Source organism: Streptomyces sp. NPDC088733 (assembly GCF_044751185.1).
GTDB lineage: Bacteria > Actinomycetota > Actinomycetes > Streptomycetales > Streptomycetaceae > Actinacidiphila.
This window is the reverse complement of record NZ_JBIVLH010000001.1, coordinates 17404-33187: the sequence shown is the minus strand read 5'-3', so window position 1 is coordinate 33187 and position 15784 is coordinate 17404. Positions and strand designations below refer to the sequence as shown.

General features: G+C 72.3%; 14 protein-coding genes. All 14 read left to right on the top strand.

Annotated features, from left to right (window positions below; all coding sequences use genetic code 11):
* Positions 1-41 precede the first annotated feature (41 nt).
* The 14 genes from ACIP64_RS00125 (at position 42) to ACIP64_RS00060 (ending at position 15771) form a co-directional block, all read left to right on the top strand.
* On the top strand, positions 42-1055 hold the full coding sequence (locus ACIP64_RS00125; protein ID WP_401580133.1) for an ABC transporter permease: 1014 nt from the start codon (positions 42-44) through the stop codon (positions 1053-1055).
* 218 nt (positions 1056-1273) lie between these two features.
* Positions 1274-2335 carry an ABC transporter ATP-binding protein gene (locus tag ACIP64_RS00120; protein ID WP_401581087.1) on the top strand — a complete coding sequence of 354 codons (1062 nt, stop codon included), beginning with the start codon at positions 1274-1276 and terminating at the stop codon, positions 2333-2335.
* 11 nt (positions 2336-2346) lie between these two features.
* A complete protein-coding gene (locus tag ACIP64_RS00115; protein ID WP_401580131.1) occupies positions 2347-3411 on the top strand; it encodes an ABC transporter ATP-binding protein in 1065 nt (354 codons plus the stop codon).
* A 72-nt stretch (positions 3412-3483) separates the two neighbouring features.
* Positions 3484-4149 carry a trimeric intracellular cation channel family protein gene (locus ACIP64_RS00110; protein ID WP_401580129.1) on the top strand — a complete coding sequence of 222 codons (666 nt, stop codon included), beginning with the start codon at positions 3484-3486 and terminating at the stop codon, positions 4147-4149.
* A 109-nt stretch (positions 4150-4258) separates the two neighbouring features.
* Positions 4259-5428, top strand: a complete 1170-nt coding sequence (locus ACIP64_RS00105) for a cysteine desulfurase family protein (protein WP_401580128.1) — start codon at positions 4259-4261, stop codon at positions 5426-5428.
* Between the two features lie 24 nt (positions 5429-5452).
* Positions 5453-6616, top strand: a complete 1164-nt coding sequence (gene mnmA, locus ACIP64_RS00100) for a tRNA 2-thiouridine(34) synthase MnmA (RefSeq protein ID WP_401580126.1) — start codon at positions 5453-5455, stop codon at positions 6614-6616.
* A 55-nt stretch (positions 6617-6671) separates the two neighbouring features.
* Entirely contained in the window at positions 6672-7211 is a 540-nt protein-coding gene (locus tag ACIP64_RS00095) for a TIGR00730 family Rossman fold protein (protein ID WP_401580124.1), read from the top strand.
* A 25-nt stretch (positions 7212-7236) separates the two neighbouring features.
* Entirely contained in the window at positions 7237-7926 is a 690-nt protein-coding gene (locus tag ACIP64_RS00090; RefSeq protein WP_401580122.1) for an SDR family oxidoreductase, read from the top strand.
* A gap of 9 nt (positions 7927-7935) precedes the next feature.
* Positions 7936-8970 carry a methionine synthase gene (locus ACIP64_RS00085; RefSeq protein ID WP_401581084.1) on the top strand — a complete coding sequence of 345 codons (1035 nt, stop codon included), beginning with the start codon at positions 7936-7938 and terminating at the stop codon, positions 8968-8970.
* 46 nt (positions 8971-9016) lie between these two features.
* Positions 9017-11212, top strand: coding sequence for an NAD-dependent DNA ligase LigA (gene ligA, locus ACIP64_RS00080; RefSeq protein ID WP_401581081.1), 2196 nt, complete (start codon positions 9017-9019; stop codon positions 11210-11212).
* A gap of 214 nt (positions 11213-11426) precedes the next feature.
* Complete coding sequence (locus tag ACIP64_RS00075) at positions 11427-13535, top strand: putative bifunctional diguanylate cyclase/phosphodiesterase (protein ID WP_401580120.1); 2109 nt, start codon at positions 11427-11429, stop codon at positions 13533-13535.
* A 204-nt stretch (positions 13536-13739) separates the two neighbouring features.
* Positions 13740-14036 carry an Asp-tRNA(Asn)/Glu-tRNA(Gln) amidotransferase subunit GatC gene (gene gatC, locus ACIP64_RS00070; protein ID WP_319659825.1) on the top strand — a complete coding sequence of 99 codons (297 nt, stop codon included), beginning with the start codon at positions 13740-13742 and terminating at the stop codon, positions 14034-14036.
* A gap of 5 nt (positions 14037-14041) precedes the next feature.
* A complete protein-coding gene (gene gatA, locus ACIP64_RS00065) occupies positions 14042-15535 on the top strand; it encodes an Asp-tRNA(Asn)/Glu-tRNA(Gln) amidotransferase subunit GatA (protein ID WP_401580118.1) in 1494 nt (497 codons plus the stop codon).
* Entirely contained in the window at positions 15532-15771 is a 240-nt protein-coding gene (locus tag ACIP64_RS00060) for a hypothetical protein (RefSeq protein ID WP_401580116.1), read from the top strand. The genes gatA and ACIP64_RS00060 overlap by 4 nt, the downstream gene beginning before the upstream one ends.
* The last annotated feature ends 13 nt before the right edge of the window (positions 15772-15784 follow it).

Genomic DNA, 15784 nt, shown 5'->3' with positions numbered 1-15784 from the left:
CGGGTGACCCCCCGGCCCGGCGGGCCCGACGCCGCACGGCTGTGGCTGCGTACATCATTCGACGCGTGTTCGCCGCGGTGATCCTGCTGCTGGTCGTCAGCGCAGTCACCTTCGCGATCTTCTTCCTGGTCCCCCGCCTCGGCGGGCAGACCACCACCCAGTTGGCGACCCAGTACGTGGGCAAGGACGCCAACCCCGCCTCCATCGCGGCGGTCAAGAAGAACCTCGGGTTCGACCTGCCGCTCTACCAGCAGTACTGGCACTTCCTGAAGGCCCTGGTCGTCGGCGCCGACTACAAGTTCGGCCCGGACGCCACCCACTGCGGCGCCCCCTGCTTCGGCTACTCCTTCAAGTCGCACGTCGAGGTCTGGCCGCAGCTGAAGGACCGGATCCCGGTCTCCTTCTCGCTGGCCATCGGCGCGGCGGTCATCTGGGTGATCAGCGGTGTGGCGGTGGGTGTGGTCTCCGCCCTCAAGCGGGGTTCCCTCTTCGACCGGCTCTCGATGGGTGTGGCCCTCGCCGGCGTCTCCCTCCCCATCTTCTTCACCGGCATCCTGGTGCTCGGCGTGTTCCAGTTCCAGATCCCGATCTGGTCGGAGGGCATCAACTACGTCCCGTTCACCGAGAATCCGGCGGACTGGGCATGGAACCTGCTGCTCCCCTGGTGCACCCTCGCGTTCCTCTACTCGGCGCTGTACGCCCGGCTCACCCGGGCAGGCATGCTGGAGACGATGGGCGAGGACTACATCCGCACCGCGCGGGCCAAGGGCCTGCGGGAGCGCAAGGTCGTCGTCAAGCACGGCCTGCGGGCCGCGCTCACCCCGATCGTCACCATCTTCGGCATGGACTTCGGTCTGCTCATCGGCAGCGCGGTCATCACGGAGAACGTGTTCTCGTTCAAGGGGATCGGCGCCTACGCCGTCTCCGGCGTCCAGGACAACGACCTGCCGATCGTGCTGGGTGTGACCCTGGTCGCCGCCTTCTTCATCGTCGTCTGCAATCTCCTGGTGGACCTTGTGTACGCCGCCATCGACCCCAGGGTGAGGTTCTCGTGAGCACCGCCGACAGCACCTCGAACGGCTCCTCCGGGGCCACGGAGGCCTCCTCGGAGGCTTCCGGGGAGGCCACGTCCGCGAAGGAAGGTTCCGGCACGGAGCCCGCCGTGGACCTCGTGGACACCGCGTCCCCCGAGGACGTCACGGCGGACGCCGCCGGCGAGGAGGCCGCCGCCCCGGCGGCCGCCGAGGTCCCGGCGCAGCAGCCCCGGGCCTCCCTGGCGGTCGGCGAGCCCGGGCCCGCCGTACCCCCGGACGCCGGGGACGCGTTCCTCTCGGTGCGCGACCTGAGGATCCACTTCAACACCGACGACGGCCTCGTCAAGTCGGTGGACGGGCTGAGCTTCGACCTCCGCCGCGGCCGCACGCTCGGCATCGTCGGCGAGTCGGGTTCCGGCAAGTCGGTCACCTCGCTCGGCATCATGGGCCTGCACCGCACGGCCAAGGCCACGATCTCCGGTGAGGTCTGGCTGGACGGCGAGGAGCTCATCGGCGCCGACCAGGACCACGTCAGGCGGCTGCGCGGCAGCAAGATGGCGATGATCTTCCAGGACCCGCTGTCCGCGATGCACCCCTATTACAGCGTCGGCGCGCAGATCGTCGAGGCGTACCGGGTGCACCACTCGGTGACCAAGAAGGCGGCCCGCGCCCGGGCCGTGGAGATGCTGGACCGGGTCGGCATCCCCGAGCCCGCCAAGCGCTTCGCGGACTACCCGCACCAGTTCTCCGGCGGTATGCGTCAGCGCGCGATGATCGCGATGGCGCTCTCCAACAACCCCGAGCTGCTGATCGCCGACGAGCCGACCACCGCGCTCGACGTCACCGTGCAGGCGCAGATCCTGGACCTCATCCGGGACCTGCAGAAGGAGTTCGGCTCCGCGGTCATCATGATCACCCACGACCTCGGTGTCGTGGCGGAGCTCGCCGACGACCTGCTGGTGATGTACGGCGGCCGGTGCGTGGAGCGCGGCAGCGCCGAGAAGGTGTTCTACGAGCCGCAGCACCCCTACACCTGGGGCCTGCTCGGCTCGATGCCGCGCATCGACCGCGAGCGCACGGACCGGCTGATCCCGGTCAAGGGATCGCCGCCCAGCCTCATCAACGTGCCCTCCGGGTGCGCCTTCCACCCGCGGTGCCCGTACGCGGGACTCACCGACGGCGCCAGCAGCACGGTCGTTCCGGAGCTGCGCGACGTCGGCGCCGGGCACCTCGCGGCGTGCCACCTGAGCACGGCGGACCGGGAGCGCATCTGGACCGAAGAGATTGCGCCGAAGCTGTGAAAGGCCAGGAGATGACGATCCCCCAGCAGTCGACCGCCGAAGGGTCGGACGCCCTGCTCAAGGTGAGCGGCCTGGTCAAGCACTTCCCGATCACCAAGGGCCTGCTGCGGCGCCAGGTCGGCGCGGTCAAGGCCGTCGACGGCATCGACTTCCACGTCAACGCCGGCGAGACCCTGGGCGTGGTCGGCGAGTCCGGCTGCGGCAAGTCCACCATGGGCCGGCTGATCACCCGGCTGCTCGAACCGACCGGCGGGACCATCGAGTTCGACGGCCGGGACATCACGCACCTCGGCACGGGCAGCATGCGCCCGCTCCGCCGCGACGTGCAGATGATCTTCCAGGACCCGTACTCCTCCCTCAACCCGCGGCACACCGTCGGCACCATCGTCGGCGCGCCGTTCCGGTTGCAGAAGGTCCAGACGGAGAACGGGGTGAAGAAGGAGGTCCAGAACCTCCTGGAGCTGGTCGGCCTCAACCCCGAGCACTACAACCGCTACCCGCACGAGTTCTCCGGCGGCCAGCGGCAGCGCATCGGCATCGCCCGCGCGCTGGCGCTCAAGCCGAAGCTCGTGGTCGCGGACGAGCCGGTCTCCGCGCTGGACGTCTCCATCCAGGCCCAGGTGGTCAACCTCCTGGACGACCTCCAGTCCGAGCTCGGCCTGACGTATGTGATCATCGCGCACGACCTGTCGGTGATCCGGCACGTGTCGGACCGCATCGCGGTCATGTACCTCGGCAAGGTCGTCGAGGTCGCCGACCGCGAGGACCTCTACACCAAGCCGATGCACCCGTACACCAACGCCCTGCTCTCCGCGGTGCCGGTGCCGGACCCCAAGCGGCGTACCGAGCGGGAGCGCATCCTGCTCACCGGCGACGTCCCGTCGCCGATCGCACCGCCGCCGGGCTGCCGGTTCCACACCCGGTGCTGGAAGGCGACCGAGGTGTGCAAGACCACCGAGCCGCCGCTGGTCGCCCTGGCCACCGGCCACCAGGTGGCCTGCCACCACCCCGAGAACACCGGCGGGGAGTCCGGCGGGGCGACCGGCCCCGCACGGAAGGCGGCCACCGAGGCCTGACCGGCCCGACCGGCCCGACCGGCCGCACCGGCCGCACCGGCCGCACCGGGCCGCCCCTGCACAATGGGACCGGTGCACACCGAACTGTTCAGCCACTCCGTCCAGCACATACTCGACCTCGCCGGAATCTTCGTCTTCGCGATATCCGGCGCACTGCTCGCCGTACGCAAGAATTACGACGTGTTCGGCATGGCGGTGCTCGCCGAGGTCACCGCGCTGGGCGGAGGGCTGTTCAGGGACCTGATCATCGGGGCGGTCCCGCCGGCCGCGTTCACCGACCTCGGGTCCTTCCTGACCCCGCTGATCGCGACCGCGGTGGTCTTCTTCCTCCATCCGCAGGTGGAGCGGATCAACCCCACCATCAGCGTCTTCGACGCCGCCGGGCTCGGCCTGTTCTGTGTGACCGGCACCACCAAGGCCTACGCGTACGGGCTGAACCTCACCGCCTCCGCCACACTCGGGCTGGCCACCGCGGTCGGCGGCGGTGTGCTGCGCGACCTGCTGGGCAATGAGGTGCCGTCCCTGCTGCGCTGGGACCGCGACCTGTACGCCGTGCCGGCCATCGTCGGGGCCTCCGTCGTGGCCCTGCTCATCCACTTCGGGGCGCTGACCCCCGCCACCGGCGTGGTCGCCGTCGTGAGCGCCTTCGGTCTGCGGCTGCTGGCGATGCGCTTCCACTGGCGCGCCCCGCGCGCCTGGCACCGGCACAGCCGGGCCGAGGAGGACGCCGCCGTGTGAGACGTGCCACGGCGGCTGCCGGACGGTGCTTGTGCGGCCCGGGACCGGGCTCTGACGGGGCGCCGGGGCGGGTCCGGGAGGCCGCCGGACCCGTAGAATCACGCTCACCATGGCCTACTTCGACCACGCCGCCACGACACCGATGCTGCCGGAAGCCGTGGCGGCGATGACCGCGCAACTCGCCGTCACGGGCAACGCGTCCTCCCTGCACGCGGCCGGCCGAAGGGCCCGGCGCACGGTGGAGGAGTCCCGTGAAGCCCTGGCCGCCGCGCTCGGCGCCCGGCCCAGTGAGATCGTCTTCACCGGGGGCGGTACCGAGGCCGACAACCTCGCCGTCAAGGGCCTGTTCTGGGCCCGGCGCGAGGCCGATCCGCGGCGTACGCGCGTGCTGGCCAGCCCGGTCGAGCACCATGCCGTACTGGACGCCGTCGACTGGCTCGCCGAGCACGAGGGCGCGCGCGTGGAGTGGCTGCCCGTCGACGGACACGGGCGCGTGCACGCGGAGGCGCTGCGCGAGGCCATCGCCCGTGACCCGGACGATGTCGCCCTGGCCACCGTGATGTGGGCCAACAACGAGGTCGGCACCATCATGCCGATCAAGGAACTCAGCGCCGTGGCGCGGGAGTTCGACGTGCCCCTGCACTCCGACGCGGTGCAGGCGCTCGGCCAGGCCGAGGTGGACTTCGCGGCCTCGGGACTCGACGCGATGACCGTCACCGCCCACAAGGTCGGCGGCCCCTACGGGGTGGGGGCGCTGGTGCTGCGCCGCGAGGTCGGTCCCGTGCCGCTGCTGCACGGCGGCGGCCAGGAGCGCGGCGTGCGCTCCGGCACCCTGGACGTCCCCGCGGTCGCCTCCTTCGCCGTCGCCGGCGCCCTGGCGGCCGAGCACCGCCAGGAGTTCACCCGGGACGTGGGCGCCCTGCGCGACGACCTGGTCGACCGGGTCCGCGCCGCCGTCCCCGACGCGATCCTCAACGGCGATCCCGACCCGGAGGGCCGTCTCGCGTCCATCGCGCACTTCTCCTTCCCCGGGTGCGAGGGCGACTCCCTGCTCCTGCTGCTGGACGCCCAGGGGGTCGAGTGCTCCACGGGCTCCGCCTGCACCGCGGGTGTGCCGCAGCCCAGCCATGTCCTGCTGGCCATCGGCGCCGACCCCGACCTCGCCCGCGGCTCCCTGCGCTTCTCGCTGGGCCACACCTCCACCGCCGCCGACGTGGACGCCCTGGTGACCGCCATCACGCCGGTCGTCGCCCGCGCCCGCAGCGCCGGGCTGTCCTGACGCGCGCGTATTGTGGACAGCGCTATGACTGACTTCCCCGGTGCACCCACAGGCCCTGGCGACGGGCGTCGCCTCCGTGTGCTCGCCGCGATGAGCGGCGGCGTCGACTCGGCCGTCGCGGCCGCCCGTGCCGCCGAAGCGGGGCACGACGTGACCGGCGTGCACCTGGCGCTGTCCGCGAACCCCCAGTCGTTCCGTACCGGCGCGCGCGGCTGCTGCACCATCGAGGACAGCAACGACGCCCGCCGGGCCGCCGACGTGATCGGCATCCCCTTCTACATCTGGGACCTGGCCGAGCGCTTCCGGGCCGATGTCGTCGAGGACTTCGTCGCCGAGTACGCCGCCGGGCGCACGCCCAACCCGTGCCTGCGCTGCAACGAGAAGATCAAGTTCGCGGCGCTGCTGGACAAGGCGCTCGCCCTCGGCTTTGACGCGGTGTGCACCGGCCACTACGCCGCGGTCGTGGTCAACGACGACGGCAGCCGTGAGCTGCACCGCGCCTCGGACGCCGCCAAGGACCAGTCGTACGTCCTCGGCGTGCTGGACGAGCGGCAGCTGGCGCACGCGATGTTCCCGCTCGGCGACACGCTCACCACCAAGGACGAGATCCGGGCGGAGGCGGCCCGCCGCGGCCTGTCCGTGGCGAAGAAGCCGGACAGCCACGACATCTGCTTCATCGCCGACGGCGACACGCAGGGTTTCCTCGCCCGGCGGCTCGGCACCGCCGAGGGCGACATCCTCGACGAGGACGGCAACCGCCTGGGCAGCCACGACGGCGCCTTCGGCTTCACCGTGGGCCAGCGCAAGGGCCTGCGGCTCGGCGTCCCGGCCGACGACGGCAAGCCCCGCTACGTGCTGGACATCTCTCCGGTGAACAACACCGTCACCGTCGGCCCGGCCGACGCGCTCGACGTCACGGCGCTCACCGCGATCCGCCCGCGCTGGTGCGGCACCGCCCCCGTGGGGGACGGCCCGCGGGCGTACACCGCGCAGTTGCGCGCGCACGGCGAGGACGTGCCGGTCGTGGCGGAACTGGCCGGTGAGGAGCTGCGCGTCCGCTTCACGGGCGACCCCGTCCGGGGTGTCGCGCCGGGCCAGGCGGTCGTGCTGTACGACGGCACCCGCGTCGTCGGCTCGGCCACCATCGCCGCCACGGAGCGCCGCGCCCGGGCCGCCGCCTCGGCGTGACCGGGCGGGGGCCCTCCGCATCGGCCCGACCGGCCGATGCGGGAGACTGGGCCGTATGAACATCTGCGTCTTCCTCTCCGCCGCCGACCTGGACGCCCGTTACACCGAACCGGCCCGCCGGTTCGCCGAGTTGATCGGCAAGGGGGGCCACACCCTGGTGTGGGGCGGCTCGGACGTGGGCCTGATGAAGGTGGTGGCCGACGGGGTGCAGGAGCACGGCGGACGCCTGGTCGGGGTCTCGGTGGAGTTCCTGGCGGCCAAGGCCCGCAAGAACGCCGACGAGATGGTGACCGCGGCCGACCTCGCCGAGCGCAAGGCGGAGCTGCTGGCCCGCGCCGACGCCGTCGTGATCATGGTGGGCGGCACCGGTACCCTGGACGAGGCCACCGAGATCCTGGAGCTGAAGAAGCACGGCCTGCACGCCAAGCCGGTCGTCCTGCTCAACACCGCGGGCTTCTACGACGGGCTCAAGCAGCAGTTCCAGCGCATGGACGCGGAGGGCTTCCTGCCGCTGCCCCTCACCGACCTGGTGTTCTTCGCGGAGGACGAGGTCGCGGCGCTCGCGTGGCTGGAGGAGACCGCGGGCATCCTGTGAGCCCGGGTGATGCGAGCATGGGGCCATGTCGATTCACCTGATCACCGGAGCCGGTTCCGGCATCGGCGCCGCCGTGGCGCGGCGCCTGCTCGACCGCGGCGACGAGCTGTGGCTGCTGGCCCGCAACGCCGGACGCGCCAAGGAACTGGCCGACAGCTTCCCCGGCGCCCGTACGCTCGTCGGCGACCTGGCCGAGCCCGAGCGGCTGTCGTGGGCCCTGGGCCACCAGGAACCGCCGGACCGGCTGGACTCGCTGCTGCACGTGGCGGGCGTGGTGGACCTCGCGCCGGTCGGCGAGCTGACCCCGAAGACCTGGAACCAGACGCTCGCGGCCAACCTCGTCGGCCCCGCCGAGCTGACCCGTCTCGTCCTGCCCCAACTGCGGCTCTCCCGCGGCCACGTGGTGTTCGTCAACTCCGGCGCGGGTCTGAACGCCCACGCGCAGTGGGGCGCGTACGCGGCCAGCAAGCACGGACTCAAGGCGCTCGCGGACTCGCTGCGCGAGGAGGAGCACGCCGGCGGGGTGCGGGTCACCTCCGTCTACCCGGGCCGCACCGCGACGCCCATGCAGGTCAAGGTGCACCAGCAGGAGGGCAAGCCGTACGACGCCTCCCGCTGGATCGACCCGGAGTCGGTCGCGACGGCGGTCCTGGCCGCCCTCGACCTGCCGCGGGACGCCGAGGTCAACGACCTGACGATCCGCCCGGGAGCCTGACCGGTGGCCATGGGCGAGGAGAAGCGGTTCGTGCTGCGCCCCGGCACGGCCACCGGCGTCGGCTCCCTGCCGGGCGGCGACGCCCGCGAGGCGGCGCGCACGGCGACGGGGGCGTTGGAGGCGCTCCCGTTCCTGCCGGAACTGCCCGCGCGCGGCCCGGGCGCCGACATGATCGGCCGCACCCTCGGGATGCTGGTCGAGCTGTACGCGCGGGTGGAGCCCAGCGGCTGGCGGTTCGGGGACCGGCCGGGCCGGGACACCCGGCGGGCCAGGGCGTGGCTGGTGGAGGACCTGGACGCGCTGGAGGAGTTCACCCAGGGCTACCAGGGACCGCTGAAGGTCCAGGCCGTGGGCCCGTGGACGCTGGCGGCCTCGGTCGAGCTGAAGAACGGCGAGGCGGCCCTGTCCGACCCGGGGGCCTGCCGCGACCTGGCCGCCTCGCTCGGCGAGGGACTGCGGCTGCACCTGGAGGACGTGCGCCGGCGCGTGCCCGGCGCGCAGCCCGTACTGCAGCTGGACGAGCCGTCGCTGACGGCCGTGCTGCGCGGGCAGGTCAGGACGGCCAGCGGCTACCGCACGCACCGCGCGGTCGACCGGGGAGTGGTCGAGGGCGCGCTGCGGGACGTCATGGCGGCCGCCGGCGGCGATGCGGGCAGCGTCGGTGGTGTACCGGTGATCGTGCACTCGTGCGCGCCGGACGTGCCGTTCGCGCTGCTGCGGCGGGCCGGGGTGGCCGGGGTGTCGTTCGATTTCGCACTGCTCACGGAGCGTGACTGGGACGCCTTCGGTGAGGCGGCCGAGGCAGGGACCGCGCTCTTCACCGGTGTCGTGCCGGGTACCGATGCCCCATTGTCCGACCCTGCCGGTAGCGTCAGTGGTGTTCGGGCGCTGTGGCGCAGGCTGGGGCTGTCCCCGGAGGCTCTGGGCACCTCCGTGGCGGTCACCCCGGCCTGCGGTCTGGCGGGGGCCTCACCGGCCTATGCCCGTGCCGCGCTCACGCATTGCGCGAAGGCGGCACGCTCGCTCGTCGACAACCCTGAGTGAGCCCAGAGTGAGGAAGGACGTGGACGTGGACGTGGAGAACTCCGAGATCCCCGAGGCCGCCCGGAACGAGGACGTGCCGGCGGAGGCGCGCGAGCTGCACGCCTCGCTGGCCGAGCAGGTCGAGGAGCACCGCTTCCGCTACTACGTCAAGGACCAGCCGGTCGTCAGCGACGCCGACTTCGACAAGCTGCTGCGGCAGTTGGAGGCGCTGGAGGACGAGCACCCCTCGCTGCGCACCCCCGACTCGCCGACGCAGAAGGTGTCCGGTGCCTACGAGACCGAGTTCACCTCGGTCGAGCACCGCGAGCGCATGCTCTCGCTCGACAACGCCTTCACCGAGGAGGAGCTCGACGCCTGGGCGGAGCGGCTGGCCGGCGAGCTGGGCCCCCCGGCGGGCGAGGGCGGCGGCTACCACTTCCTGTGCGAGCTCAAGGTGGACGGCCTCGCCGTCAACCTCACCTACGAGAACGGGCGCCTGGTGCGGGCCGCCACTCGCGGCGACGGCCGCTCCGGTGAGGACATCACGTCCAACGTCCGCACGATCGCCGAGATCCCCGACCGGCTGGCGGGGGAGCGGGTGCCGGCCCTGGTGGAGATCCGCGGCGAGGTCTTCTTCCCCATGGAGAAGTTCGAGGAGCTCAACGCCCGCCTGGTCGAGGCGGGTGACAAGCCCTTCGCCAACCCGCGCAACGCCGCCGCCGGTTCGCTGCGCCAGAAGGACCCGCGGGTCACCGCGAGCCGGCCGCTGCACATGGTGGTGCACGGCATCGGCGCCCGCGAGGGGTTCGCGATCGACTGCCAGTCGCACGCCTACGAGCTGCTGCACGAGTGGGGCCTGCCCACCACCAAGTACGCCCGCGTCGTGGACACGATCGCGGGGGTCAAGGAGGCCATCGCCTACTACGGCGAGCACCGCCACGACGTCGAGCACGAGATCGACGGCATCGTCGTCAAGGTGGACGAGATCCCGCTCCAGGGCCGGCTCGGCTCCACCGCCCGCGCCCCGCGCTGGGCCATCGCCTGGAAGTACGCCCCGGAGGAGGTCAACTCCAAGCTGGTCGACATCCGGGTCGGCGTCGGCCGTACGGGCCGGGTGACGCCGTACGCCGTGGTCGAGCCGGTCACGGTGGCCGGCTCCGAGGTCGAGTTCGCCACCCTGCACAACCAGGACGTGGTCAAGGCCAAGGGCGTGCTGATCGGTGACACCGTCGTGCTGCGCAAGGCCGGCGACGTCATCCCGGAGATCCTCGGCCCGGTCGTCGACCTGCGCGACGGCAGCGAGCGCGCGTTCGTCATGCCCGCCGAGTGCCCCGCGTGCGGCACCCCGCTGCGGCCCATGAAGGAGGGCGACATCGATCTGCGCTGCCCCAACGCGCGGGGCTGTTCGGCACAGATTCGGGAACGGGTGTTCTACCTGGCCGGCCGCAGATGCCTGGACATCGAGAACTTCGGCTACGTCGCGGCCGCCGCGCTCACCGGGCCGCTGGAGCCCGCCGACCCGCCGCTGCGCGACGAGGGCGACCTGTTCGACCTGACCCCCGAACAGCTGCTGCCCATCCGCGCCCATGTGCTCGACCAGAACAGCGGCCTGCCCAAGCGCGACCCGAAGACCGGGGAGGAGAAGGTCGTCTCCGTCTTCGCCAACCAGCAGGGCGAGCTCAAGAAGAACGCCGTGGCCATGCTGGAGAACATCCAGAAGGCCAAGGAGCAGCCGCTCGCCCGCGTCATCGCCGGGCTGTCGATCCGTCACGTCGGCCCGGTCGCCGCCGAGGCGCTGGCGCGCGAGTTCCGCGACCTGGACGCCGTCTTCGCCGCGGACGAGGAGCGGCTGGCCGGCGTGGACGGGGTCGGCGGGATCATCGCCGCCTCCCTCAAGCAGTGGCACGAGGAGGACTGGCACCGCGAGATCCTGCGCAAGTGGAAGGCGGCCGGCGTCCGCTTCACCGAGGAAGGCTCCGACGAGGGGCCGCGCCCCCTGGAGGGGCTGACCGTGGTCGTCACCGGCACCCTCGCCACGCACACCCGTGACGGCGCCAAGGACCAACTCACGTCCCGCGGCGCCAAGGTCACCGGCTCGGTGTCCAAGAAGACCGACTTCGTGGTGGTCGGCGACAGCCCGGGATCCAAGTACGACAAGGCCGTGCAGCTCAAGGTGCCGATCCTGGACGAGGCCGGGTTCGCCGTCCTGCTGGAGCAGGGCGCCGACGCCGCCCGGGAGGCCGCCGTGAACCCCGCGGAATGACGTCCCATCACCACCCGTTCGGCCCATACCAGAACGATCCGGTTGACTGGGATCCATTCGGGCAACCCCCGCCGATCGGTGCCCGTGACAGCCTTTGGCGGCCTACTGTTGAGAGGCGCGCCTTCCGGGCATCAGCCCTGCAGCGGTTCCGCGGCTCCCTGCCGCGGGCAGGGCGTGTGGTTCGACGGCACACGCGGCTGCGAGAGGGACGGGCATGGAACCGACGGACAGCGCCGGACCGGCGCCACGGCTGCGCAGGCAGACCGTGCCGGTGCTGCCCGCCGCGGCGCTGCGCTACGCGGTTGTGGGGGCGGCCACGGCGGCCCTCCTGGTGGGCGTCGTCCGGATGGTGCTGGACGGCGCCGCGTTCTTCCCCGGCGGTGACGTGGGCTGGGCGTTCGCCGTGCTCACCGGGATCATCGTCGGCCACCTCGTCGCGATGGGCCGCGACCGCTGGTGGGGAGGCACGGGCTCCGGCGCCGCCCTGACCCTGGCGATGCTGCTGCTGTACGGCTGGGTGCCCGCGGTCCTGGTCAGCCTGGCCGTCGTCGTACTCGTCGGCACGGCCCGCCGGCACCGCTGGCGGCAGGCCCTGCTGCACGGCGCGGTGGACATCCTCGGCATCGGCGCGGCCTCGCTCGCGCTGTCCGGCTTCGGTATCCACCCGACCGTCGAACACCCCTGGCAACCCGCCACGTGGGGTATGGGAGCGATCCCGTCGGTGTTCGGCGCCGCGCTCGCCTACCTGGCTGCGACCCGGACCCTGCTGTGGTACGCCATCGTGCCGCGCGCCGGAGCCCTGCCGACGGTGGCCAGGACCGCCCTCATACGCCAGGGCTTCGTCGGTGTGGCGCTGCTCGGGATCTCCCCGCTGATCATCATCGTGGCGGCCGATCTGCCGCTGCTGCTGCCGCTGTTCGCCGTGCCGCTCATCGCCCTGGACTCCACCTTGTGGATCGCCCACGCGCGCGCCGAGGAGCAGCTGCGCGATCCGCTGACCGGGCTGCCGAATCGTCAGTGGCTGCTGGAACGCACCTGGACGGCACTGGAGGACGCCGACCGCGAGGGCGCGCGGACCGCGCTCGTGCTGATCGACCTCGACAAGTTCCGCTCCGTCAACGACACGCTCGGCCACATGGCCGGCGACCGCCTGCTGCTGCAGATCGCCGACCGGCTGCGGCTGGCGCTGCCGCGCGGCGCGGAGGCCGCCCGGCTCGGCGGCGACGAGTTCGCGGTCCTGCTGCCCACCTGCGACTCGCCCACCCGTGCCCAGCGCATCGCCCGGGCCCTGGTCGCGGCGCTCGGCTCACCGCTCAGTCTCGACGGCCTGACCCTGGTGCTGGAGGCCAGCGCCGGGGTCGCCGTCTTCCCCGACCACGCCTCCGACGCCGAGGGACTGCTGCGCCGTGCCGACGTCGCGATGTACCAGGCGAAACGTGACCGCAGCGGGGTCGAGGTCTACGAGTCCTCCCGCGACGGCAACACCCCCGACCGGCTCGGGCTCCTCGGCGACCTGCGCCGCGCCCTGGACCGCGGCGAGGTCGAACTCCACTACCAGCCCAAGGTGCGCTTCGACGGGCACGTCGCCGGGCTGGAGGCGCTGGTGCGCTGGGTGCATCCCGAGCGGGGGAGGGTGAGCCCGGAGGAGTTCATCGCCATCGCCGAGACCTCCGGGCTGATGCCGCAGCTGACCGAGTACGTCCTGGAGACCGCGCTCGGCCAGGTCGCCCGCTGGCGCGCGATGGGCCTGGACGTGCCCGTCGCCGTCAACGTCTCCCCGCGCGACGTCCACTCGCCGGGTTTCGCCGGGGCCGTCGCCGCGCGCCTGGCCCGGCACGGGGTCCCGCCGGGGGCGCTGCAACTGGAGATCACCGAGCACGTGCTCCTGGACGACCCGCAGCGCGCGGCGGACACGATGGCCGGGCTCACCGGCCACGGCGTGAAGATGTCCCTGGACGACTTCGGCACCGGCTACTCCTCCCTGGTCCACCTCAGGCGCCTGCCGGTGAGCGAACTCAAGATCGACCGCTCGTTCGTCGCCCGCCTCGTGGTCGACGCCGAGGACGCGGAGATCGTGCGCTGCACGATCGACCTCGCGCACTCCCTCGGCCTCCTCGTCGTGGCGGAGGGCGTCGAGGACGACCGGACCTGGGAGCGCCTGCGCGACCTGGACTGCGACGCCATCCAGGGGTGGCTCGTCGCCGCCGCCATGCCCCCGGACGAGGCCACCGCCTGGCTCCGGCTGCGCAGCCACGTCGGCTGGCACCGCCCGGCCGAGCTGGAAGCCGCCAAGGAGCGCGCCGCCGTCCCCGACGCCCAGTGACGGTTCCCCTGCGCCCGTGCGGCCTACTGCCCTGCCCCGGGAAACCGGCACCGTGACCCCGCCCGCCACACGGGCATCACGGGCCGCAGGGACGGCCGCGCGGACCCGCGGACGGCGGCAAGCGCAAACCGTTTCGCCCCCGGGGCGCCCGCGCCCATAGGATTGGGCGCGAAAAGACCGAACTCACCCCCAGAGGATCGCTGCATGCCAGGCATCACGCGCGAGGAGGTCGCCCACCTCGGACGGCTGTCGCGTCTTGAGCTGAAGGACGAAGAGCTCGACCACTTCGCCGGACAGCTCGACGCCATCATCGGCGCGGTCGCCCGCGTCGCCGAGGTGGCCGGCGAGGACGTACCGCCGACCTCCCACCCGCTGCCGCTGACCAATGTCATGCGCCCTGACGAGGTCCGGCCCAGCCTGACCCCGGCGGAGGCGCTGTCCGGCGCCCCCGCACAGGAGCAGCAGCGCTTCAAGGTGCCGCAGATCCTGGGGGAGGACTGATCACGATGAGCGAACTGACCAGGCTCACCGCCGCGCAGACCGCGGCCGCCGTCGCCTCCGGCGAGACCTCCGCCGTCGAGGTCGCCAAGGCCCACCTGGACCGCATCGCCGCGGTCGACGAGAAGGTGCACGCCTTCCTGCACGTGGACACCGAGGGCGCCCTTAAGGCGGCGAAGGCCGTCGACGACAAGCGCGCCGCGGGCGAGAAGCTGGGCCCCCTCGCGGGCGTCCCGCTGGCCCTGAAGGACATCTTCACCACCAAGGGCATCCCGACGACCGTCGGCTCCAAGATCCTCGAAGGCTGGATCCCGCCGTACGACGCGACGCTGACCGCCCGCCTCAAGCAGGCCGGCATCGTCATCCTCGGCAAGACCAACATGGACGAGTTCGCCATGGGGTCCTCCACCGAGAACAGCGCCTACGGCCCGACCGGCAACCCGTGGGACCTCACCCGCATCCCCGGCGGCTCCGGCGGCGGTTCGTCGGCCGCCCTGGCCTCCTTCCAGGCCCCGCTGGCCATCGGCACCGACACCGGCGGCTCCATCCGCCAGCCGGCCGCCGTCACCGGCACCGTCGGCGTCAAGCCGACGTACGGCGGAGTCTCCCGCTACGGCATGGTGGCCTTCAGCTCCTCCCTGGACCAGGGCGGCCCCTGCGCCCGCACGGTCCTGGACGCGGCGCTGCTGCACGAGGTCATCGCGGGCCACGACCCGATGGACTCCACCTCCATCGACGCGCCCGTGCCGCCGGTCGTCGAGGCCGCGCGCCAGGCCGACGTCAAGGGCATGCGGATCGGCGTCGTCAAGGAGTTCGCGGGCGAGGGCTACCAGGCCGGCGTCATGGAGCGGTTCACCGAGTCGGTCGAGCTGCTGCGCGAGCTCGGCGCCGAGGTCGTGGAGCTGTCCTGCCCGTCGTTCCAGTACGCGCTCGCCGCGTACTACCTGATCGCGCCGTCCGAGGCCTCGTCCAACCTGGCCCGCTTCGACGGCCTGCGCTACGGCCTGCGCGTCGGCGACGACGGCACCCGCAGCGCCGAGGACGTCACCGCCCTCACCCGCGAGGCCGGCTTCGGCCCCGAGGTCAAGCGCCGCATCATGCTCGGCACGTACGCGCTCAGCTCCGGCTACTACGACGCGTACTACGGCAGCGCCCAGAAGGTCCGCACCCTGATCACGCGGGACTTCGAGCGCGCCTTCGGGCAGGTCGACGTGGTGATCTCGCCGACGACCCCGACCACCGCCTTCCCGATCGGGGAGCGCGTGGACGACCCCATGGCGATGTACCTCGCCGACCTGTGCACCATCCCGGCCAACCTGGCGGGCAACTCCGCCATGTCCGTGCCCTGCGGCCTCGCCTCCGAGGACGGGCTCCCGGTCGGGCTGCAGATCATCGCCCCGGCGATGGCCGACGACCGGCTCTACCGTGTCGGTGCGGCCGTCGAGGCGGCCTTCACCGCACGCTGGGGGCACCCGCTGCTGGAGGAGGCACCGATCCTGTGAGCAAGCTCGAGAAGGCCAAGGGCTTCAAGAAGAGCAAGTCCGGCACCTACCTGTCCATCGGCACCACGCTCTTCGGTGCGGTGAGCGTCGCACGGCAGCTGAAGAAGAGCCGCGCCGAGAGCGACACGCTGCTGCTGATCGACGCGGTCGTCAGCGCCGCGGCGATCGCGACCGGCGTCGCCCTGCTGGTCCGCCAGCTGCGGCGGCTCGGCGACGACGACGTGCTGTCATCCTGACGGGGAACTGAGA